Origin of the sequence: Geodermatophilus amargosae, from assembly GCF_900116515.1 — a bacterium.
GTDB classification, from domain to species: domain Bacteria; phylum Actinomycetota; class Actinomycetes; order Mycobacteriales; family Geodermatophilaceae; genus Geodermatophilus; species Geodermatophilus amargosae.
Genome location: NZ_FPBA01000035.1, coordinates 1 through 20,885, shown reverse-complemented (window position 1 = coordinate 20,885; position 20,885 = coordinate 1). Strand labels below are relative to the sequence as shown.

General features: G+C 68.5%; 18 protein-coding genes and 3 pseudogenes. 9 read left to right on the top strand and 12 right to left on the bottom strand.

Annotation, left to right across the window (positions count from 1 at the left end; all coding sequences use genetic code 11):
- Positions 1-468 precede the first annotated feature (468 nt).
- The 5 genes and pseudogenes from BM414_RS26355 to BM414_RS26340 all read right to left on the bottom strand — a co-directional run bounded on the left by BM414_RS26355 (position 469) and on the right by BM414_RS26340 (position 5,103).
- Positions 469-1,752 (bottom strand): chymotrypsin family serine protease, encoded by a 1,284-nt coding sequence (locus tag BM414_RS26355; RefSeq protein ID WP_093584550.1) that lies wholly within the window; start codon positions 1,750-1,752, stop codon positions 469-471.
- 39 nt (positions 1,753-1,791) lie between these two features.
- Positions 1,792-2,043, bottom strand: coding sequence for a hypothetical protein (locus BM414_RS26350; protein WP_093584547.1), 252 nt, complete (start codon positions 2,041-2,043; stop codon positions 1,792-1,794).
- Between the two features lie 339 nt (positions 2,044-2,382).
- Positions 2,383-2,595: pseudogene (locus tag BM414_RS31160) on the bottom strand (IS110 family transposase); the annotation flags it as partial.
- Between the two features lie 225 nt (positions 2,596-2,820).
- The gene (locus BM414_RS26345) at positions 2,821-4,266 is read right to left on the bottom strand and encodes a recombinase family protein (protein ID WP_093584544.1); all 1,446 of its coding nucleotides are present in this window, start codon (positions 4,264-4,266) and stop codon (positions 2,821-2,823) included.
- 18 nt (positions 4,267-4,284) lie between these two features.
- The gene (locus BM414_RS26340; protein ID WP_093584541.1) at positions 4,285-5,103 is read right to left on the bottom strand and encodes a ComEC/Rec2 family competence protein; all 819 of its coding nucleotides are present in this window, start codon (positions 5,101-5,103) and stop codon (positions 4,285-4,287) included.
- Between the two features lie 105 nt (positions 5,104-5,208).
- Between BM414_RS26340 and BM414_RS26335 the strand changes: the two genes are divergently transcribed.
- Together BM414_RS26335 and BM414_RS26330 are read left to right on the top strand one after the other, a co-directional pair.
- Positions 5,209-6,630: a recombinase family protein gene (locus BM414_RS26335; protein ID WP_093584538.1), complete on the top strand. Its 1,422-nt coding sequence runs from the start codon at positions 5,209-5,211 to the stop codon at positions 6,628-6,630.
- 867 nt (positions 6,631-7,497) lie between these two features.
- Positions 7,498-7,812: a hypothetical protein gene (locus BM414_RS26330; protein WP_093584535.1), complete on the top strand. Its 315-nt coding sequence runs from the start codon at positions 7,498-7,500 to the stop codon at positions 7,810-7,812.
- Between the two features lie 202 nt (positions 7,813-8,014).
- Here the strand turns inward: BM414_RS26330 and BM414_RS29790 are convergent, their stop codons facing one another.
- Positions 8,015-8,152, bottom strand: coding sequence for a hypothetical protein (locus BM414_RS29790; protein WP_175551829.1), 138 nt, complete (start codon positions 8,150-8,152; stop codon positions 8,015-8,017).
- A 66-nt stretch (positions 8,153-8,218) separates the two neighbouring features.
- Here BM414_RS29790 and BM414_RS26320 point away from each other — a divergent pair, with 66 nt between their 5' ends.
- From BM414_RS26320 to BM414_RS26310, 3 genes are all read left to right on the top strand, one after another.
- Positions 8,219-9,661 (top strand): hypothetical protein, encoded by a 1,443-nt coding sequence (locus BM414_RS26320; protein ID WP_139246059.1) that lies wholly within the window; start codon positions 8,219-8,221, stop codon positions 9,659-9,661.
- Entirely contained in the window at positions 9,658-10,395 is a 738-nt protein-coding gene (locus BM414_RS26315) for a hypothetical protein (protein ID WP_139246058.1), read from the top strand. Before BM414_RS26320 ends, BM414_RS26315 begins: the two co-directional genes overlap by 4 nt.
- 1,140 nt (positions 10,396-11,535) lie before the next feature.
- Positions 11,536-12,264: an HGGxSTG domain-containing protein gene (locus BM414_RS26310; protein ID WP_093584523.1), complete on the top strand. Its 729-nt coding sequence runs from the start codon at positions 11,536-11,538 to the stop codon at positions 12,262-12,264.
- A 610-nt stretch (positions 12,265-12,874) separates the two neighbouring features.
- On the opposite strand, the gene BM414_RS26305 is transcribed toward BM414_RS26310, so the two are convergent.
- The 3 genes from BM414_RS26305 to BM414_RS26295 all read right to left on the bottom strand — a co-directional run bounded on the left by BM414_RS26305 (position 12,875) and on the right by BM414_RS26295 (position 16,293).
- Positions 12,875-14,350, bottom strand: coding sequence for a hypothetical protein (locus BM414_RS26305; protein ID WP_139246057.1), 1,476 nt, complete (start codon positions 14,348-14,350; stop codon positions 12,875-12,877).
- 387 nt (positions 14,351-14,737) lie between these two features.
- Positions 14,738-15,373 (bottom strand): recombinase family protein, encoded by a 636-nt coding sequence (locus tag BM414_RS26300; protein WP_093584509.1) that lies wholly within the window; start codon positions 15,371-15,373, stop codon positions 14,738-14,740.
- A 725-nt stretch (positions 15,374-16,098) separates the two neighbouring features.
- Positions 16,099-16,293 (bottom strand): hypothetical protein, encoded by a 195-nt coding sequence (locus tag BM414_RS26295; RefSeq protein WP_093584506.1) that lies wholly within the window; start codon positions 16,291-16,293, stop codon positions 16,099-16,101.
- A gap of 166 nt (positions 16,294-16,459) precedes the next feature.
- Between BM414_RS26295 and BM414_RS28795 the strand changes: the two genes are divergently transcribed.
- The 3 genes from BM414_RS28795 to BM414_RS28790 all read left to right on the top strand — a co-directional run bounded on the left by BM414_RS28795 (position 16,460) and on the right by BM414_RS28790 (position 17,969).
- The gene (locus BM414_RS28795; protein WP_139246056.1) at positions 16,460-17,080 is read left to right on the top strand and encodes a hypothetical protein; all 621 of its coding nucleotides are present in this window, start codon (positions 16,460-16,462) and stop codon (positions 17,078-17,080) included.
- A 240-nt stretch (positions 17,081-17,320) separates the two neighbouring features.
- Positions 17,321-17,602 carry a hypothetical protein gene (locus BM414_RS26290; RefSeq protein WP_093584504.1) on the top strand — a complete coding sequence of 94 codons (282 nt, stop codon included), beginning with the start codon at positions 17,321-17,323 and terminating at the stop codon, positions 17,600-17,602.
- Between the two features lie 79 nt (positions 17,603-17,681).
- Positions 17,682-17,969 carry a hypothetical protein gene (locus BM414_RS28790; RefSeq protein WP_139246055.1) on the top strand — a complete coding sequence of 96 codons (288 nt, stop codon included), beginning with the start codon at positions 17,682-17,684 and terminating at the stop codon, positions 17,967-17,969.
- Here BM414_RS28790 and BM414_RS31155 read toward each other — a convergent pair.
- Together BM414_RS31155 and BM414_RS26275 are read right to left on the bottom strand one after the other, a co-directional pair.
- Positions 17,878-18,210: pseudogene (locus BM414_RS31155) on the bottom strand (transposase); the annotation flags it as partial. The gene BM414_RS28790 and the pseudogene BM414_RS31155 sit on opposite strands and share 92 nt — an antisense overlap.
- Positions 18,211-18,223: 13 nt before the next feature.
- A complete protein-coding gene (locus BM414_RS26275) occupies positions 18,224-18,484 on the bottom strand; it encodes a transposase (RefSeq protein ID WP_175551828.1) in 261 nt (86 codons plus the stop codon).
- A gap of 166 nt (positions 18,485-18,650) precedes the next feature.
- Here BM414_RS26275 and BM414_RS26270 point away from each other — a divergent pair, with 166 nt between their 5' ends.
- Positions 18,651-19,580: a transposase gene (locus BM414_RS26270; RefSeq protein ID WP_245785011.1), complete on the top strand. Its 930-nt coding sequence runs from the start codon at positions 18,651-18,653 to the stop codon at positions 19,578-19,580.
- A 226-nt stretch (positions 19,581-19,806) separates the two neighbouring features.
- On the opposite strand, the pseudogene BM414_RS26265 reads toward BM414_RS26270, so the two are convergent.
- Positions 19,807-20,885: pseudogene (locus tag BM414_RS26265) on the bottom strand (IS701 family transposase); the annotation flags it as partial.

Here is a 20,885-nt window from a genome sequence, read left to right as displayed (position 1 = left end):
TTCCCGGCCAACACCAACATTATGGGCTGGACGAGGCCGAGGTCGGAGCGCGGACATTTCGCCGCGCAAGTGGCCGCACGCTTTCATCATCGAGGGTCCTCGATCGCTCGGTACGCGACCGTCCTTCTGCTGATGGGCGAGGCCGCTTCAAGCCGTCACGCTGCCGGGTTCACACGCTGCCGGGTTCATAGGCCTCCTCAACGTTCATACGCCTCCTCAACGCCCGAGCGAACGTTCATAGGCCTCCTCAACGCCCGAGCGGGCGCACGACGTAGCGACCGACGTAGCGACCGACGTAGCGACGCACGAGGCCGCGTTCCGCGGTCTTCTAAAGAGGACGGCTGGCGCGGGCCAAGGCCACCTGAGCAGGTTTGATGACCTGAGCAGGCTTGATGACGAGCCTGCGCGAGGACCTGCGCCAGCAGACGTCCTGACGCGGCGCCACGCCGGTGAACGGCGTGGGAGCCATCATCCGTTGCGGGCGAGCTCAGCGATCAGCTGGGCAAGCTCGCCACGTGCTTGGTCGTCCCACGTCGCCCAGGGTCCGCCGTTGCTGCTGACCTGTGGGGTGCTCGATCGGGGGGCGGGCATCGCGTGGGAGAGCGGCACTGGGCCGGGCGTCTGGATCGGTGTCGGGCCAGGCGCCGGGAGCGGGAAGGGAATGAGAGGTGGGACCCCAATGAGCTCACAAATCCGCGGGAAGCGTCTGCAGAAGTCGTCCAGCGGTGGGCGGGGACGGCAGATGACCGGCAGGAAGGAAATGTCGAACTCGGTCGTGACGCGTTCGATCGGAGTGCAGATGGCGTTCTCGGCCGACGGTGTCGGATCGGTCTCGCCGGCGAAGTGCAGACCGATCGCGCGCATCGTGGCCTCCTCCAGCCAGATTGAGCCGGAGTCGCCGCCCATCGACACCTCGGCGTCCACAGCGGGCCACGGAGGCCGCGGGACGAGGTGGATCTGGTCGGTGAGGGTGACGACGCCGACGTCACGCCCGTAGTCGATGCTGACGGTGAGGCTGACCCCGTCGATGATGCCGCGGGTGATCGCGGTGGTGCGTCCGGACTTCACCACCTCCATCCCCAGTGTCGGGGTGGTCGTGCCGGTGATCGTGCCGACGCCGAGAAGTTCTCGGTCGAAGGTGACGCCCGGGTCGATCGTGGCGACCGCAGCGTCCATGCCCGAGTCGATGCGGAACCGGGAGAGGGTCGCGACCCGGTCGCCGGCCATGCCGCCGTCGAGCCGGCCGGGCTGGTGGATCTCCTCACCGGCCGTGGCGCTCAGCGCGCCGGCGAGAACGTGGAAGTTGGACAGGATCATGGCCTGGCAGGTGGTGCGGTGGAAGACGACGGCTCCGAGAGTGCCGGCGGTGATCCGAGGGTTGCCGACGCTGATGCCACCTAGGATCGGGCGGATCTGGGTGCGGCGGTCGACGGCCTCGGCAACGCCGACGTCCTCGAGCACGATCGGCCCGCTCGATAGGCCGTAGCTGGCCTCAATGACGTCCACCGGATAACCCTCGACGTCCCTCGGGTGGTCGGCGTCGTTGAGGACCTCCGAGGCGGCCAACTCGGCGACCGGGCGTTTATGAGCCACGTGCACCCGCAGTGCCACGGTGTCGGTGATCTCCCCATTGGAGATCTTGAGGCCCACGTCCACGGCCGTCACTCCCTCGCGGCGCAACCACTGCCGGCGCACCGTGCCGAGCGCGGCGATCGCGCCCTCCACCCTGGCGGGGTCCGGCTGCTTGACCATGTCGTCCTCCCTTGGCTGTACGTCCTAATCCGACCGTGTTCACTCCTCCGGAGCAGGCGCCCCCCGCTCCACCCGAACCGGCAAGCCGTCGATGCTGCGGGGCAGTCGCTGCAGGTGGGTCTCCACCGTGACGGGATCAACGACGACACGGATCCCGATCTGCTGGCCCGGGATGCCGTGTTGGTCGGGCAGCAGGCCGATGAACACCGCGTGCACTCCCGTCCGGGACATGAGGTCCTCCCGGATCCGGTCCAAGACCTGCTGGGCCCGCTGGACCTCGTCGGGGTCCACTGCACCTCCTGAGGAAGGGGCGTCCCGTGGGCGAGAGTGGGAGCGGAGGATGCCCGCCTCCGGCCGTGACCACCTCGTCGCTCACGGAAGCGCTGAGCACCGGCCCGGGACGTGTCATCGGCTTCTCGGACCGGATTTCAGGGTCTACTCGCCCGCGACGGGCGATGCAGGGAATCATGCGCCGCCCCGCATCACCGAGTCGTCACGGCGCCGTCACAGCAACGAGGTCGTAGGAGCACTGCGCGCCTTCAACCGATCCGACCGCCGGTCCGGCAATGTTCGAATCCGCGGCTCCGGATGGGCGGCCGCCCCTCGCGGCTCAGGTGCTCCCATGCCTCGTCAAGAGGACGAGGACGTGGTGGACCTCCGGGCGTAGCAGCGCTTGAGGCAGCGGATGGTCTTGAGGTCGCTGTGACCTTCGGCTCGTCGACGAGCCGGGTAGTCCTGGGTGGGCTGGTGAGACGACAGCCGGACCATGGCGATGATGTGCAACGCGTCATTGGCGTGACTATCGCCGCCGCGGTTGAGCCGGTGTCGGGTGGTGCGGCCGGCTCCAACGCCTTCAACATTCGTTCTCCCCTTCCCGGTCAGGTGTAGCTCCGTCTGTTGAGGACGAAGCTACAAACACAAATGCGGGAGCGGGCGACGGTCGCCGGAGGACGGAGCCGATTGGTGACGACCCTTGGGAATGCGAAACCTCAAAGTTGACAAAGGGGCGCTTCGGGATTGAACGAAGGTCACAGTCTTGGATTTCCCGGGAGGGGCACCCGATCGTGGTTAGCTCCGCCACTCGATCGTCACGGAGTCGGGATCGAACGTCCGGCGACCCCGAGTGGACGGCATGATTCGGATCATCATCAGCGTGCTGATGACCTCCCGCTTAGCGGTGATCGGCAGCTTCTCCCACCGATCCCGGGCCTCCGAGCTGGCGACCTCGCTCACTAGCGGGGAGGTGAACGGGGGCAGCGCCCGCTTCTCGGCCGCCTCGATCTGCGGCAGCAACTCGGCCTCCACGCGGGCGACGGCCATCGGTGACGGCCCGTCCTTCTGCGTCCCGGCCACGTACCACTCGTCCAGCTTGGCCCGCAGCCGAGCGGCCTCGGCCAGCGCGGCGGCCGTGTCGGCGTCCGGCTCACTGGCCATCAGATCGGCCAGATCCGGCCGCTCCAGCCGTCGCAGCGTCAGCTCGGTAACGTAGGCGTCCACGTCGTCCTCGCGGCGAGAGACGTGGAATCCGTCCACGCAGAGGTAGGCCAGGAACCCCCGGTTCTTCTGCACCCGCATTCGGCCGCCGCAGACCCCGCAGACCGCGATGCCCGACAGCAGGTGCTTGATTGCGGAGTCCCGCTGCGACCGGCGCGCCGGATCGCCGAGCTTGGCCACCAGCTGCAGGTGGTCGGCCTCGCTAATGATCGCGGGCCACGCCGCGTCGCCGACCACCTTTCCCTGGTGCACCCGCTTGCCGGCGTACCCGGGGTTGATGCACAGCCGCTTGACCTGCGTCAGGTCCCAGCCGCGCTCCGAGCCCCGAGGGGCGGGAACCCCGCGCCGGTTGTAGTCCTGCGCCACCGCGTACGGCGTCTCGCCTCCCAGGACGCGCCTAGCGGCCTCCCTGACCACCTCCGCGGTCACCGGGTCCGGCACCTGCTCGACCAGCTCGCCGGTCCTGTCGTCATAGATGCGCCGGTAGCCGTAAAGGAGCTTTCCGTGTGGACGCCCCTTGTCGGCGTTCGCTCGCACCGCGCGCAGCACCCGCTTCCTGGTCACGCTCGACTCCCGGACCGCCAGGGACGATGCCATGTCCAGGTGGAACGCATCGTCAGGGTCGGCCAGGTCGTGCAGCCGCCCGTCGATGCACAGCTTGACGTTGCGTTCGATGCACGACTCCACCAGTGCCGCCCACACCATCCGGTCACGGGTCGTGCGGGAAATCTCCCACGCCACCAGCACGTCGATCCGGCCGCGCGCCAGATCCTCCATAAGGCGCTGCCAGTCGGGGCGGCCCTTGCGCGCGTACTGGCTCGCCGAGCGGTCATTGTCGGTGTAGACAGCGGCCAGCTCCCAGCCCTCGCGCTCGACCCAGCGGCGGCAGTCGGCTCCTTGCTCCTCGACCGAGCGGCCCCGGTCGTTGGGGTCCGAGCTGACACGGGTGTAGATCACGGCCCGCAGCGGGGCGACCTCCGGCGCGATCGTCCGGCCAGCGCGGGACAGCATGGCGGTCATGCGGAGAAAGTACTACCTCTAACTGTCGTTGGCGCCGGAGACCGCGGTGAGGTGGGACAGCCCGGCGCGCCGGAAGTCCTCCTCCAGCACCGGGTCGAGACCCCGGGTGTCCCCCACGACCAGTCCGGGCAGCAGTCCGTCGGCCGGTGCGTCGAGCACGCGGCCCGCCGCCGCGGCCAACCCGTCGCGCACTGAGCCAGCGGCGCGCTGCAGCCGCGACGGCCCCTCCACGGGCTCGGGCGGCCCCCGCGCCGAGAGCCGAGCGACGACGCCCTCGGTGGCCGGCACGGTCGCGACGGCCACCCGCGTCCGGACGACCTCCCCGGGCAGCACCCCGTCCCAGTCCTGCGCCGGGGCGAACAGCACCGCCCCGGCGCTCAGCGCCACCGTGCCGGTGCCGTCGGCGAAGGCGGTGCCGTCTGAGGCGGTGTCCGCGACGGCGGTGCCGTCGAGAGCGGTGACCGTGACGTCGAGGACCAGCCGCGGCGGGCCCACGCCCGCGACGCGAAGCGGGTCGCCGTCGACCTCCAGCACCACCTCGACCGTCCGGCCGCCCGCGACCTCGGCCAGCGGCGACGCGGCACGGGCCGCACCGCGCACGGCGGCGACCGTGGCGGTGGTGGCCACGGCGGCCAGGACCGCCAGCAGGACCATCGCGCCCGCCGCTCCCCGGCGCGGCACGAGCAGGACGGCGGCGAGCGACGCCGCACCGGCCAGCACGAGCAGCACGCCCGGCGTGAGCAGCGCCGAGACGAGGGTGACGACCCACACTGCGGCGGCGACCGGGACGAGGCGCAGGTCCAGCCAGGACCAGCGGCGGTCCCGGGGACCGCTCACACCCGCACCAGGTCGGCGACCTCGGCGTACACGGCCGGCCCGATGCCCGCGACGTCGTCGAGCTGCTCGACGTTCCAGAACCATACGATGTGACATACTTAAACCGTGACCACTTCGCTGGCAATCGCCCGTCGCAAGGCCCGCGCTGATCAGCCCCGCGCCGCGATCTACTGCCGCATCTCCAGTGACCCGCGAGGCCTTGGGCTGGGCGTGGAGCGGCAGCGGGTGGACTGCGCCGACGTCGTTGCCCGTCATGGCTGGCGGCTCGTCGGGACTTACGTCGACAACGACGTCTCTGCGTACTCCGGGAAGCCGCGCCCGCAGTACACCGCGCTCATGGAGGCGGTCGGCACCGGGCAGGTTGACGTGATCGTTGCCTGGGATCCCGACCGGCTGCACCGCTCCCCCGCCGAGCTCGAGCGCTTCATCACGGTCGTTGAGCGAGCCGGTACGGACGTCACCACCGTGCAGGCAGGGCAGTGGGACCTGAGTACTGCGAGCGGCAAGCTGATCGCCAGGATGCTGGGGTCAATCGCCCGCCACGAGTCCGATCACAAGAGCGAGAGGGTGCGCCGAGCCTTGCAGCAGCGAGCAGAAAGCGGCCGGTCGCATGGCCGCCACGCCTACGGGTGGAACCGTCAGCACGCCCCGGATGGCAGCGTTCGCGAGGTCGTGGTGCCCGAGGAGGCCGCCGTGGTGCGTCGCATCGCCGACGCTTTGCTATCCGGGGAGTCGCTGCGTGGAGTGACCGCGGCACTCAACGCGGACGAGGTCCCGTCGCCGACCGGCGGCCCTTGGACGAAGAACAAGGTGCGCGGCGTCGCGCTTCGCCCACGCAACGCCGGTCTCCGCGTCCACCGCGGCGAGATCGTCGGCGACGGTGCTTGGGAGGCGATTCTCTCGCGGGACAGTTGGGAGCAGCTTCGGGCCGTGCTGACCGACCCGGGCCGCAGGACGTCGACCGGATCGGCCGCCGCGCACCTGCTGTCAGGCATTGGGCGCTGCGGAGTGTGCGGTGCCGCCCTGCGGGTCGCGATCAACCGTGGGGTTCCGGCCTACCGGTGTTCTGTCAATGCCCACGTGAGCAGGCGGAAGGACGACTTGGACCAGCTCGCGACCGAGCTGGTCATTGCCCGGCTGTCCGCGTCCGACGCCGGTGAAGTCCTCACCGCGACGGACGACCCGGATCGCAGCACCGCCCTCGCAGAGGCCGACCAGCTCCGCGCTCGCCTGGACGAGGCCGCGGATCAGTATGCCGACGGGCTGATCGACGGCCGGATGCTGGAGCGCATCACCGCCCGGCTGCGGCCTCAGCTCAGCGAGGCCGAGGCTCGGAGCCGGGTTGTGGACTCCACGCCCTTGCTGGACGGGCTGGTGGGCATGCCTGACGTCCGCGCCGTCTGGGAGGGCCTAAGCCTCAGTCGACGCCGCGCGGTCGTGGACACCCTCATGACAATCACGCTTAACCGCACGCGGCAGGGCGCTCGGACCTTCGACCCCGAGGCCGTCCGCATCGACTGGAAGTGACCCAGGTCGCACGTCCACCTCGACCGCGTCCCCCTCGCTGGGAACACGCAGTACGCCGACAGCCGGCGAGGTGACCCCGCAGGCGCCGTCTCGGATGTAGGCGCGGCTGCTGCCGGAGATCAACGCCGCCGAACGCCGGGCGCTGCCTCGGTTCACCTCCCCGCTGGTGACGGAGGTGGCGGTGTCGGAGGCCCGGGAGCGGTGAGAGAATTTACCGATCTCCGCCAGGAGGGAGGTCATAAGCACGCTGATGACCGTCCAAATTATGCCGTCCACCCGGGGACCCCGGACGGTCGACCCGGAGGCCGTACAGGTCAAATGGAAATCTTGATCGCGAATTTGATGCACGCCTGAGGCGGTTTGTGGGCAGGTTGGTACCGCGCATTTGTGGACCATTACTCACTAAGGTGTTCTCACCAGCATTCGGGGACCCAGTTGCAGGGACAGACGGCGCCGCTGGTCGGGGCTGCTGCGAGTCATCGGCGACCTCGAGCGCGGCTCTGCGACGCCAGCTCTTGTCAGGAGACACCTAGCACTGAATCAGCGCGTGCGCCTGACCAGCAGTGATGTCTCGCCAGCCGCCAGCCGTACGCGAGGGCACATTGTGGTGGGGAACTTCACTGAGCCGGTCGGTCAGCAAGTGGAACACCACTCGTGCCCCTCTTGTGGTATAGTGGATCCTAGTTAGACGCGCACAACCGCTATCGGGAGTCGACGGTCTGTCCTTCCACCGGGCGCGAGGAATCAGGAATGAAGGGCCGCACGAGAGTGGTTCGGGGCAAGTACGGCACCCCGGTTCCGTTCCTCGCTCGCGCTAAGCCCAGGAATCATTCCTGATGTAGGGGGTGCCTCCACCCGGAGGTTCCGATGGCGCAGGGCAACCGCCCCACGCTTTCCAACGAGAAGCAGCCTGCCTATTTCGCGATCAAGAAATCGGGTCGGTCAATTTCCGCCACTGCCCGTTTGATCGACGTCGGCTACCTGGAGTTGCGCAACGCGCTTTACGGCCGGGTGCGGCCGACCGCGGCGGTCCGCCAGCGCCTGTCGCTCCTACTAGGCCGTGACCCCTCCGAGCTGTTCGACGCCGGGTCCCTCCGCGCGCCCCGGGGCAGCGAGCTGTGTGACTGCGCGGGCTGTTCGTTCAAGCGGTTCCGCGCCGCCGAGCAGGCGGTGCAGCGGTGAGCGCGTCACGCACCAATCAGGACCGGACCCGATACGAGGAGTACGTGGCCCGCGTGGTGGCCGCTGCTCCGCCGCTGTCCGCCCAGCGCCGCCAGCGGCTGCGGGAGCTGCTTGGGACCGCCGGGGGTTTTCGGTGAGCGCGCGGGCCGACAGTTCCCCGGGAACGGCGGGGGCCCCCACCGCTGACAGCAGTGGGACCCCGCTACCCGCTGACCCAACCCAGGATCACGCGCAGTCTGTCCTGGTCAATCTTGTCGAAGCATTGGGATACGAAGCGGGCGAGGTCGTTGCCGTTTGCCACCAGACCGCGCACGGCGGCGAGCGCGAAATGTTCGCCCACGCGCACGTCCCTGCCACCGCCGACGCGATAGGGGCCGAGGCATCCCGACACGTCCACACGTCGGACGTGTGGTTCTCGGTCAATCCCGTGGCAGTTCCTGAGGGCTACGGAGGGCGTGGAACCGCCGCGCACGTGACCCGCTGGGCTGGGACCTACAGCGACCTGGACGTCAAGGCGGGGGGCCTGCCGAGCATGGAGGCGGCGGAGGCGGTCATTGACGCCGTGTCGACCATCCTCGGACAGGACCCGGTGATCGTGATCGAGTCCGGGCACGGTCTCCAGCCGGGATGGGGGATGGACCCCGAAGACGAGGGCACCGACCTGTCCGGGGACGAGGAGCGCCGGGCCACCGCCCGCGCTCTCATGCGCCGGTTCGGGCGCCTGATGACGCACGTCGCCAGCCTGGTGGACGAGGAGCACCGGGGACACGTGGACAGCGTGTTCGACCTCGCGCGGGTGTTGCGACTGCCGGGCACGGTGAACCGCAAGGACCCCGACGTCCCGGTCCCGACCGGCGCGCGGTTCCCCGGCGGCGGCCTCCTGAGCGTCGCGGAGCTGGACGATGCACTACTGGCCTGCGGCATCGCGGAGCTGCCTGGGGACCGCGACGATCCGGGCGAGGTCCGATCCAAGCCGGGTGACTGGCCGTGGTCGAAGAAAGCGTGCCCCTACGTCCACGCCGTGGTCGAGGGCTGGTGCACCGACAAGGCCGACGACCCCTCCCAGCGCCACCAGTGGCTCGTGGGGCAAAGCGTCCGCCTCGCCTGCATGCACCGCTGGGGCTGCCTGACCGAAGAGCTGCACACCCAGGGCGTGCAAACGCTGGCCAACCGCATGGCCGAGGTGTGCAACCGAGGCGAGGTCCGGAAAGTGCAGCCCGGCGAGATAGCCGACGCGCTGTCCTGGGGGCAGGCGCACGCATCCACAAAGACCGACGAAGAGGTCGCCCGCGAGGTCGGGGGGCACGCCAAGCACGAGCCGTTGCTGGCAGGAGAGCCGATCGAGCCGGGAGACCAGCGGACGCCACTGCAACGCCTGGTCGACCAGCTAGGGACCTGGATCGACGGCAGTCTCGACCAGTTCGTGATCATGTGCGCCGCGTACGTCTCCGTGGCTGACGTCGACTCCCACCTCGACCCGCTCTGGCTGTTGCAGGTCGGCAACCCTGCAGCGGGCAAGACCGAGTCGCTCGACCTCGGCAAAGGCATGGACGGCGTCGAGAGCCTGGACGAGGTCACCGTGGCCGGTCTGCTGAGCTGGCGCCGGTCCGGCAAAAATGTCTACCCCGCTGGTGCTCTGGCACGTTTGGGGGACGACCCCAAAGACGCCGTGATTACGATCGGTGACCTCTCGACCATGCTGGCCGACCAGGGACGGCGCAGCGGGTCGGACCTGGACAACGTGTTCGCCGCTCTGCGTCGGGTCTATGACGGCCACTACGTCCGCTCGGTGGGGACGTTGCCCAGCCGTTGGTCTGGGAAGGGCAAGTCGTCGTCCTCGGCGCGGTGACGCACGCGATTGACGATTACTCGTCTTTTGCCACGTCCCTGGGGGAGCGTTTCCTCTACTACCGGGTCTCGGACGTCACCCCCCAGCAGCGCCGATCCAGCAGCCACCGACGCCGCATGCCGAAGGAGAAGCGGCGGGAGAACGCGCGCGCCCTGGCCCGCCGAGCAATCACAGACGGCCGGCGACGGGTGTCCGACGTCGAGCTGACCGACGACCTGCTCGACCTGATCGACGACGTCACCGAGGTCGTACGCGCCGGACGCGGGGCGGTCCCACGTGACACCTACGGACGCCGAGACATCATCGGCGAGGCCAAGATCGAAGAGCCCTACCGCATGCGGCAGGAGCTACAGCGGCTCGCACGGGCGCTGGTCGCCCTGCAACTGTCTGAGGAAGACGTCGCTCGCCTCACCGTCCGGTGCGGCCTGGACAGCATGCCCCGGACCCGCCGGAAGGTCCTGGGGGCACTGGCGGCCACCGACGCGGCGAGCGTGGCCGCACTCGCCCGGACGGCGGGTGGAATCGACCGCAAGGTGGTCCGGCGAACCGTCGAGGATCTCCGCGCCCTGGGGCTGGCCGCCTGCCCGGTTCTGGAGCAGATCGACACGGACGACGAAGCGGACGCCGGGGGCGTCGCCCGCGACTGGCAGCTTTCGGATGCCCGTTCGGGACGCCTAGCCCGACGCGTTCTCACAGCTCAGGTGGGGCGGGAGGGGTGTTCCCAAACGGAGTAACTAACTCCCCCCTCCCCCCCGATAAGAGGGAGGAGGGCACTACCTCTCACTCTTTTTGGGCCCACCCACCAATTAGTTATTGAACCGGGATGGAGAGTGACGAGCGCGCGGCCACCGACCCCATCCGAAGGGACTTGATCATGAATGACGCACAGGGCGTGCTCGTCGGCCGGCGCTGGAACGGGCAAGGCTATCGGCAAGCCCTCTGGTGGGTCCGCTACCCCACCGCGCCGACGGCCAAGGATGGCGAGGCGGTCCGCGCGGCTGCGGCGGAGCTGGCCGACCGGCTCCCACGAGACCCACCTGGCGGGGTGGCGGTTCGTCGTCCGTGACGAACCGGACGAGCGCCGCGTAACGGTGATCGGGACCGCTCCGAAGGCGGTGGCAGCGTGACCGGCAGCACCGAACCGGATCGGGATCAGCTCCGCGGCGCCCGCCAGGATGCTCTCTTCACCGCACGTTGGCCAAGCGCCCCGAGCTTGTCGTGCACTGCCAGCTGGTCGAGGAGCTGGGCGGCCCGTCCGGCCCCTTCCAGCCCCGCCGGCACGGGACCCTCCAACACTGAGAGATTTGGCGGTAGGTCGTTGAGCCGCTGCTCCCTCGACTTCACGAGCCGCGCGGAAATACCTTTGAGCAGCCCGTCAAACCAGGGACTCCCGCAGCCGAACCGCGCCCACCCCATGCCCCACCCACGCGGCCGACCCGTCCCACCGAACAGCCTTTTAAGCACCGTCAGCGCCACCTTGCGACAAGGCGTGGTGATCATTCGCATCGGGCGAACGCGGGGTCATCCGTGAGGAGTTGGTGGCTGCCAAGCCACTGGCGTCAAGTTGGGGTCCGCATCACCTGCCCGGCGACGTCGGTGGCCACGCTGGCGAATGGCTGAGCCGGTGCCCCACATGCCGGCCTGATATCTCGCGAAAAGCGTGCTTTACAAACACCAGCTAAGCGGCGCACAGGTCGCGCACGGATCTCGTCATCTTTCCGTCTGGGAGATTCGGCATCTCCCAACAGCAGGCCTCGGCTGGGGCGCGCACTTCGATACATTTCGCGCCGGCAGCATTCTGCCCCCATTGCTATGATTGATGGCGATCGGAGGATCGGCGCTTCAACGAGGATGCTTAACCGAGGGACGCATTGATGGCCCACCCAATTCCCGATTGCTCGGTCGAGGGGTGCCGGTTCCGCGAGGTGCCCAGGCAGGGTGTCTGCGTCGAGCACGGCGGAGTCAAGGAAGAGCCGCCGCGTTACGGCCCCGCACCCCTCGACCACATGCGGCTGTGCGGCGCCCGGCGACGAGACGGTGGGCTGTGTCGGCAGCCGCCCATCCGGGGAGCCGCGACCTGCCGGCTGCACGGCGGCAGCGCTCCGCAGGTGCGGCGGCGGGCGGCCGAGCGGGTCGTGGAGGCACGCGCTGTCGCGCTGGCCCGGCAGTACGGCGTCCCGCGCGACGTATCGCCTATACAGGCCCTCACCGAGGAGCTGGCTCGCACCCAGGGCCATGTGGACTGGCTGGCCGCCCAGCTCGACCACCGTAACGACCCGCAGTGGTTGGGCGTCTACCAGGCCGAGCGGGCTCACCTGGCCAAACTCGCGCAGGCGATGGCTCCTTTGATGGAGAAGGCCGAGCAGCAGCGGGCCGTGCTGAGCGAGCGCATCATCGATCAGCTGGAGCTTGCCCTCACCGGCATCCTCGGCGAGCTTGGCCACGACCCGAGCAGTGACGCCGTTAGAGCGGTCGTCGCTCGCCATTTGCGGACGGTGCTCGACCCGACGGCGACCTTGCCCGACCCGCGCGGCGGCGAGCCGGTCCCCCTCGACGGGGAGGTCCACGATGACCAGCGCAGACCAGAGCCGGTGGCCTTCTAGCCCGGCGGGGAGCTGACCACGACGATCCGGGCTCCGGGTCGCTGAGACCCCGGCGGGGTTGCGAAGTCCGAGCGCGCCGCCCTTGTCGAGCGGATGCTGCGGACGTCGGGGCGGCGGATCGACATGTCGACGCCGTTCGTGGACGCGATGCTGCCCGACGGCTCGCGGCTGCACGTGGTCATCCCCAAGGCAAGGCGGTCAGCAGGCAGATGACGGCCCAGTACGGCGCTTCCCTGCGGCTCGCGGGTGACCAGCGAGATAGATGTACGTCTTGCCACGAGAGCGTCATAGTTGCCGAGTGGGCAACCAGCCAGGGGGTCGGCAAAGTCGTGTCCCGGCGGCCTGTGCTGACGCGGGGCTGATCTTGGTGTGAGGGCGGGCACGGGCATCGCGTCGCAGGATGACGGTGCTGACCCGTACGTCCTGACTGCGAAAGCCCGTACCCGCGATGGCATCTTCCCCTGCCCGCGCGTCTAGCGACCAGGCGCCTGTGGCGCTACCCGCTGGCCTGCCCGCCTACCTGACCGCCTCGCTGGTCGCCGACCGCGACCAGCGACGACGCCAATCAAGCCGTCATAGCTGGTGAGAAAACCTCAATGAGTCCTGGCAGCTATCCAGCAGCGTTATCCGTGACAAAACGCGGCAGAGTGACCTTTCTTGCCACCCGCAGCATCTCCCGCGCATGTTCCACCACGTATTCGACACTTTTGAACTCATGCACCGTCTCGGCGATGCAGTAAGAAAGTCCGCCAAGTTCAAGCTGATAGTCGTTCCCGTCCGGTCCTTCAGCCTGGGAGAATAGCGAAAAGGAGTCCCGGGAGAGGTCAAGCCTTGTGGACGCCCGGACATCAAACCCGTCAGCTTCGAGGGTGCGCATGACCTGTCCCGGGTTAACAAGAGCGATGATGCACAGGCGGTTCATCAACAGGTCGGACACCACGTTCCAAGGCACCTCGAAGAGGTAAAAGGGCAAATACCTGCGGTCACGACCCCCACGCATGTCGGGCACCTGATTGACGACAATCGAATCCCATCCACGGTCATCGGGAGTGGAAACCAATCCTGACGCGAGGAGGTCTTGCTGCATCCGCTCGTTTCGGATGAGCTCCTCGGTGATGCCTGTAGGGCTATAAAGCACGACGTACATGATTGCCCCATCTGCGACGACACTTGCATAGCCGTCGCGCCGGGCGGCCCTTATGACGCGCCGAAGGTCCTTCCAATGGGATTTGGCATCCGAGGTGAAGCGGGAGCTTATGACGGGTCCTTCGCCAGGTATGGTGACTACGGTGTCATCCTCGGCGGATCGTCTCGTTAGCGCATTTGCCATCCGGCGGAACTGTCGCTCCTCGCGCCGGTCGGGTCGCCTTCGGGCCGCTTGCGACTGCGGCGCGACCGGGATGTCCTCCGATTCTAGCGACGGCCGATTGTCACCAAGCGCCGTGTCGGGGGGTTCAGCAGAGATGACCGTGACGGACAAACTAATGGATTGCTCATCGCCTCCGTTAACTTCCTGTTGTGAGAGGACCCGAGTTTTCACCTCGACGGTGCGGAATCCCCGCGACCGATCATCACCCGCCTTCACGAATGTGATATCGCCGACGCGTAGACAGTCCGTGACGTCATGCAGGATGGGAAACCCCCAACCCTCACTGCTTAGGTGAGCAGCGATAGCTTGCATACCCAGGTCCCCGTGACGCTCCTCAGGGGAGACCGGCACAGGCGGCCCATAGCCAAGAGCATGGATTGCCTTCCGGTCGAGGCCAAGGATCAGCCAGGCCATGGCGTCACCCAGGCGCCTGGTGAGTCGAAGCACAATACGCAGCTGATCCAACTCTTCACGCCTGCTCGCGTCCGTCCGCAGCGCCGCCTTAGTCTGCGTGATCGCGCGCTGGACGTCCCGCTGCAAGGTCAGCAAATCCGTCTGCCACTTCCACATGTCTTGAGGTCCGGCCCAGTGCATCCGGATCAGCGTGTGCGCCAGCCGCTCAAGCTTTCGCAGGTAAGTAGCCCAGCCAAGCGCCTTCCAGGGCGAGGTGCTGCGTTTGGACACCTTGTCCGGGCCCACGGAGGGCGCGTTCGTCATCCGTCCATACTGACGCGACGCACTGACGAAACGGCGCCTGTCCCCGGGCACCAGCTACCGCTGACCCCACTCCATGCGCCAGGACCGTCAGGCCACCCCTGGCGCTCCGCGACCTGGCCCTCTGGTCGATCGACTGCGCCAGCCGAGCCGACACGTTGGACCTCGCCTGAGGCGGTACGCGTCAAGATCGACGCGGTGACGCATCGGTTGTCCGCGATGATGTATTCCCAGTTCGCGGTCGTCCGCGATGATGCATTCACGATTGATCATTGCGGCCAACCGCCCTGGCGTCAGGCGTCCCGCCACATGACTGAGGCCGGCCACCGCGTCGTCGTTCGCGGCAGCCGGCCTCGTGTGCGTCAGGGCGCGCTCAGGCGCCTGACCAGTTCATCCAGGCTGGCGGTTGAGGACGGCTCGCACCGTCGCCGGGTACCAGCGGGCACCTCCTCGGGCGGTGGGCACTCCCTCGCCGTTCAGCCGGTCGGCGATGCCCGTGAGGGTCATGCCGTCGGTGCGCAGCTCGTGAATACGATCGGCTACGTCGTCGGCCAGCGACCGGGGTCCACCGAGCTTGACGCCCTTGGCGCGGGCAGCGGCCAGTCCGTCACGGGTCCGCTGCGCGATCATGTCGCGCTCGAGCTCGGCCGCGGCGCACAGGACGTTCGCGGTGAACTTGCCCATCGGCGTCGTGAGGTCCAGGCCGATGTCGAGGACCACTAGCGCCCAGCCCTTGGTGTTGGCCCGGCAGACCAACGTGGCGAAGTCGGCCACCGACCGTGACACCCGGTCGATCTTCGTCGCCACGAGCGCGGCAGCCTGGCCAGACTCCACCAGGCGGACGGCCTCCGTGAGCTGGTCGCGCTTCATGTCCTTACCTGAGACGCCCAAGTCCTCGCACCACGCGACGATCTGCCAGCCGCGCAGCTCGGCCTGACGGCGAAGCTCGGTCCGCTGCGCGTCAACTCCGTGTCCCGTGTCGGCCTGCTCGCGAGTCGAGACGCGGACGTAGGCGACGACCTTCACTTGTCGGCCTCCGCGACCTGAAGGTCAGCCGGCAGCTGTCGGCGTCGCGGTCGAAGCGGCGGATCTGCAGCTTTACGCCGACCGCACGGGCCGCACGGTGCAGCTCCCCCAACACGGTGCCCGACTCGTTCGCGCCCTGGCGTCCCGGGTACAGCGTCGTCGAGAACCGGCCGGGCAGCTCGCGGCGCTTGTGGTCCTTGCTGGCCTCCTTGACGAGCTGCACGAGGGCCGGGTCAGCGCGCGGCGACGGCTGGTCGCGGTCGTCGGGAACTCCGGCTCGCTGACGACGGTCGTCTCGGCGGCGAGCTGGGGGAAGTCGATGGTCATGACCGTTTCTTCCGGTTCCTGTCCGGTGCGGTCGTAGGTAATTGTGATCTTAACTACCTACGAACGATCAAAACAGGTGGGTGACGCTCTGCAACAGGAACAAGCGTTCCGTACAAAGAATCTTGATCGGTCATCGTCGATCTTCGGCGGGCCGCGCGCGTGCCGGCGGCTCAGAGGACCTCTACGCCTCAGCCCCTGGCGGTTGGCGATCGCTATCGCATCGGCCGTCGTCGAGCGCCAGGGGACGCCTGATGGTCCTGACGAGTCGGTCGCGCGCCTACCGGTCGTCGGTCAGGTCGCCCATCGGTCGGCTCGATCTTGGAAATGCGTACAGCACAGGCGATCTTGAGATGCCGCGCTGGTCTCAGACGAAATCCCTCGCTCTCCCACTGGGAGAGTCAGTCCTTGGCCCGCCCGTTCGGGTCGATCTTGAGCTCGCCGTTGAGGATCCGCAGCTGCCCCTCCGTCAGCGGAGTCCTGTCCGCCTCTCGGTACACCGCGAACTTCTGCTCCAGCTCGGCCAGGACGCGGGCCTCTTCCGCCGCGTCCCGCAGCTCCTGACGGTCCTTGTCACTGAACCAGCGGATCGCCATCCAGCCCTCCTTGAGCCGTTGTCCAGAGGCGCCCGCCGGGATAGCCGATCTTCCATGGCCGCTCCTGACATGTACAGGCTCTCCGGCTGAGTTCACCAGAGCACAGGCGGCTCCGCGTTGCGAGACTTCCGTCGTCTCCCGCTTCCCGCACCCTCGGAGGTACGACGTGATGGATCCCGAGCCGAAGCGCGGACCTGAGCCGAAACGCGGGATTAAGTGGGAGGCAGTCAGCGCTATCGCCGGGGTAGTTGCTCTGATAGTCACGCTTGTCGTTGCGTTAGGAACTGGCGAGAAAGATGCCGAAGATTCCGAGGCGACCGGGACTTCGGTCGCCACAGGGTCAACGCTGCCTAGCGGCCCAGATACGACCTCACCGTCGGCCCCAACAACCTCGCTCACCTCTACAACTCCTCCTCCCCCGCCGACTACAAGCACCACGCCGACCGAACTGACGCTTGCGATAGAACCTGTGAGCATGACGCAAGCCAATCCGACAACTTTTCCCGCCAACGGCGCTTCAGGCATCACCTTCAGCTTCAAGGCTGCCATAAGGAACAGTTCTGGCCTAATTTTTGACGGTGGCACCCCCTCGGGCGACTGCAACTTCGAATGGAGAATCGTCAATCGCGCTGACGATATGCCGCTCATCGGCCGAACGGTGCCTTGCGAGTATGGCTCCACTGGAGACTACGTAGCTCCCGGGCAGTGGCGTGTCGAGGGGAGGATATTTGTGGAGAGCACCGGCCAGACAGCGAGCACGGTCTTCGACTTCGAGATAACGCCATAGCGACGGGTCAGCCGCGATACGATCAACGCAGAGCGACGGCCCGGCGCCTAGTGCGAGGGCAGCAGCGGTGACTCCGGCGACGCGACCAGCGCGTTGTGGCGGCCCTCCCGATGTGCGAGTCGATCACCACGTGATCACGCACCCGAAGCGTCACCGACGGACAAGCTGAATCAGCTACTCGCCAAGATCACCGAACTGAGCAGCGACGAGCTGGGCGAGCTCCGAACGCTCGTCCTCGAGATGTACGAGGCGCACCAGCTCGACACCGACAAGGTGCACGGCACCGAGTCGTACGAGCAGCTTGCGCTGCTTGCCTCCGCCGCCACCCAGGTGAAGGCCGAGGAGAAGCGCCGCGAGGACAACGTCATCCGAACGCACGAGGCTCAGAACGTCCTCGCCTCGTTCCGCACCGAGCCTTGGCCGAGCGCCACTCCGTCCGTGCCGGGCGATCGAACGCCGCAGGGCTGGGGTGCGGCTGGCACTGGCACCGCTCGCGCGGTCACCGCAGCGGCATGGAGCTGAGGGGCAGTGACGAGCTGTCACGCGAGTTCCTCAGCAGCTGAGCACCGTCCAGGCCAGCATCGGCCCGGACGGCGACAAGGTGAAGGTCGCCACCCTGACGACTGACCGCGGCCCGTCTCGCACGCTCCGCAGCAGCGACTCCGCGGAGGCGATTACGGCGTCCCTGGCGGCCGCCGCTGCGGCGCACGAGACGGCCCTGAGGGAGTCGCTGGCGGCTCCCGCAGACTCCCCCCAGGCGGTCACCGCTGATGGCGGGCTGGGTGCATTCCGCGACACCGACTACACGCTGCCCGGCTTCGAGTCCGCCGTCCGGCCCGTGAAGAACGCGCTGCTTTTAAGATCTCATTGGCCCGGCGAAGCACCTTGACCTCGGCCTTCAGCCGGCGCAGCTCGGCGGACTCCTCGCTGGTCACCCCCGGGCGGGCCCCGGCGTCGACCTCGGCCATGCGCACCCACTTGCGCACCGTCTCCGTCGTTCCGATGCCCAGCTTCTGCGTCACCCACCGCATCGATTCCCACTCCGACCCGTGGTCAGCGCGGCACTCGGCGACCAGCCGGACCGCTCGCTCCCGCAGCTCCGGCGGGTACTGCCCGCGGCGTCCTGCCATGACTGCATCCTCCTCAAAGACTGGAGTCTCCGGACTCGCCGGGGCGGTTCACGGCGCTGACGTGAGTGTTTAGGTTGTCCCGGACCGGCACGATGGGTCCGCCCAGCTGCTGGTAGGCGGCGTCAAGCAGGGCGGTGAAATCAGTCTCGGTGGACCCCTTGCGCCGGGCACCGCGCCGGCCGCGGTGGGTGCGGAAGATCAGCCGCGGCCGGTGCCCCGGCTTGGTGGCCAGCAGCGCGGCCAGCGACAGCCGCGGAGCGTTGGATGCGGTCACCCGTACCACCGGCGTGCGGCCCCCTCGGCCCCAGGTACGGCCCTTCGGCGGCCTTACAACCTCGTGCATGGTTAGCCCGACGACTTGACCGTGCTGTGTGCAAGACGGGCAAGGTCGTGATGTGTCGAGCACTCTTCCCCGTGCCGCCGCTGTCGCCGATCGCCGAGTGACCGGACTGTCCCGAGAGGTCCTGGCCGAGCTGGTCGCCGAGCTGGGGCCGCGCTGGCAGGCACGCCAGGACGCACGGCTGACCGATCGGCCTCGGCGGCGGGCGGTCGGAGCCGGCGCCCGGTACCGGCTGGTGTTCATCGACCGGCTGCTGGCCACCCTGGTGCACCTGCGGCACGGCGTTACCCACGACGTTTTGGCCTGCTGGTTCGGCGTGTCCCGCTCCACAATCACCCGGGCGGTCGGGGAGGTGCGTCCGCTACTGACCGAACGCGGCTGCACCGTCGAAGGCGGGCTTCGGCTGCGCACCCTGGCCGATGTGGTCGCCCATTTGGGTGCCAGCGGGCAGCTCGGTCTGCTCGATGCCACCGAGGTCCGGGTGCGCCGCCCGGCGGCCCACAAGGCCGGCCGGGCTCGGTTCGTCTCGGGCAAGGCCCGCGCGAACACCGTCAAGGCGCTGGTGATCACCGACGCCGAAGGGCGGCTGCTGTTTTGCGGACAGACCCGCCCGGGTTCGATCCACGATCTGACCCAGGTCCGCCAGGCCGGTCTGGTCGAGCTGCTCGCCCTCATCCCCGGCATCACTCTGCTGGCCGACGCCGGCTACCAGGGGTTGAGCACCCAGACCGCCGGCGCGGTCATCACTCCGCGCCCCGCGCGGCGGAGGAACCAGATCCCGATCTTCCCCGCCGTCGCCGCCGCACACGAGGCCGAACGCCGAGCTCACGCCTCACAGCGCATCCGCGTCGAGCACGGCATCAGCCACCTGAAGAACTGGCGAGCGCTGTCGCGTCACCTCGGCCGACGCGAGCATCTCGACACAATGCTGCCCGCGGTCGCCGGACTGGTCTCCAGCCAGGAACGAGCCCCACGACCTGACCAGTTGCACCGCGCACCGAGAGCGCTCCCGGCCGGCACCGCGGCATGATCGAAGAGGCCCTGGACAGGTCGACGACGGCCCGCCGCTAACCATGCACGAGGTCGTTAGTACTGCAACGGCAGTTATGGCGGGGGCTGACCTCGGCTGCGGTAATGGGCGGCGCGGGCCTGGGCCTGGCGTCGTCGGCGCCAGCACGACCATTCCGCGGCGTGCTCGAGGTCGGGCCGCGGTGGGCGGATGAGGATGTTGAGCAGGCGCCGGAGTTCGGGCACGGTCAGCGCGATGAGCTGGTCGGTTCCGGCTGCGGACCCCCTTTTTCCGCGGTGGCGCGGGTGGCGGACAGGTAGCCGTGGGCGAGCATGGCCAAGGTGATGTGCCGATACCAGGCGGTGTAGTCCCGGACCTGGTAGGAGGCCAGGCCGGCCTGGTTCTTGGCCGCCTGGAAGCACTCCTCGATGCGCCAGCGGCCGCCGGCCACCGCGACGAGCCGCTCCAGGGTGGTCCCGGCCGGCCCGGCGCAGACGTAGTAGGCCAGTTCGGCCGGCTCCTCAGCGCCCTTCGGGATAGTGCGGCGGGCCAGCACCCACCGGGCCCAACTCGGGTCGAACCCGGCCAGCAGCTCCACCCGCGCCCAGTCGTAGAGCCGCAGGCCGTGCGCGCCGGCGCCGGCCGACCGGCGCTGCCAGGCCGTCTCGGGCAGCTCGGCGATCAGTGCGCGGACCCGGCGCTGCCGCCAGTCGATCGTCGCGACGGTGTCGGTGGAGCGGGTGGCCAACACGTAGGGCAACCCGTGCTGCTCGCACCACACCCGCAGCCGCTTGTCCTGCCCGTAGACCTCATCAGCGGTCAGCCAGCCGGCCGGCACCCCGGCGTCGAGGGTTCGCTGCAGCATGCTGCGGGCCAGTTCGGGCTTGGTGGCGAAGCCGACCTCGTCGCCGATGCCGGCGGCCCGGGCCCGCTCGCGGTCGTCGGTCCAGGCCCGCGGCAGATACAGCTCCCGGTCGATCAGCGCCCGACCGGCCTGTGTGGCGTAGGCGCAGAAGACGCCGATCTGGCAATTGTCGATCTTGCCGGTGGTGCCGGTGTACTGCCGGGCCACCCCGGCCGAGCGGGCGCCCTTCTTGACGAATCCGGTCTCATCGACGATGAGCACCCCGCCAGGGCCGAGCCGCTCGACCACGTAGTCGCGCAGCTCGTCGCGGACCGCGTCGGCGTTCCAGTCCGCGGTGCGCAGCAGCCGCTGCATCCCGTCCGGAGACACCTCACCGGCGGCCTCGGCCAGCGTCCAGCCGTTCTTGCGCTCCAGCTGACCCAACACCCGCGCAGATAGGCCAGCACCCGGGCCCGCGGCTC

What these genes read in the sequence shown, in the direction of transcription:
- BM414_RS26330 (WP_093584535.1), top strand. Translation starts at nt 7,498, where the DNA reads ATGGCGCAGGGCAACCGCCCCACGCTTTCCAACGAGAAGCAGCCTGCC.
- BM414_RS26295 (WP_093584506.1), bottom strand. Translation starts at nt 16,293, where the DNA reads ATGGCGATCCGCTGGTTCAGTGACAAGGACCGTCAGGAGCTGCGGGAC.
- BM414_RS26345 (WP_093584544.1), bottom strand. Translation starts at nt 4,266, where the DNA reads ATGACCGCCATGCTGTCCCGCGCTGGCCGGACGATCGCGCCGGAGGTC.
- BM414_RS26290 (WP_093584504.1), top strand. Translation starts at nt 17,321, where the DNA reads ATGTACGAGGCGCACCAGCTCGACACCGACAAGGTGCACGGCACCGAG.
- BM414_RS26305 (WP_139246057.1), bottom strand. Translation starts at nt 14,350, where the DNA reads ATGACGAACGCGCCCTCCGTGGGCCCGGACAAGGTGTCCAAACGCAGC.
- BM414_RS26310 (WP_093584523.1), top strand. Translation starts at nt 11,536, where the DNA reads ATGGCCCACCCAATTCCCGATTGCTCGGTCGAGGGGTGCCGGTTCCGC.
- BM414_RS26355 (WP_093584550.1), bottom strand. Translation starts at nt 1,752, where the DNA reads ATGGTCAAGCAGCCGGACCCCGCCAGGGTGGAGGGCGCGATCGCCGCG.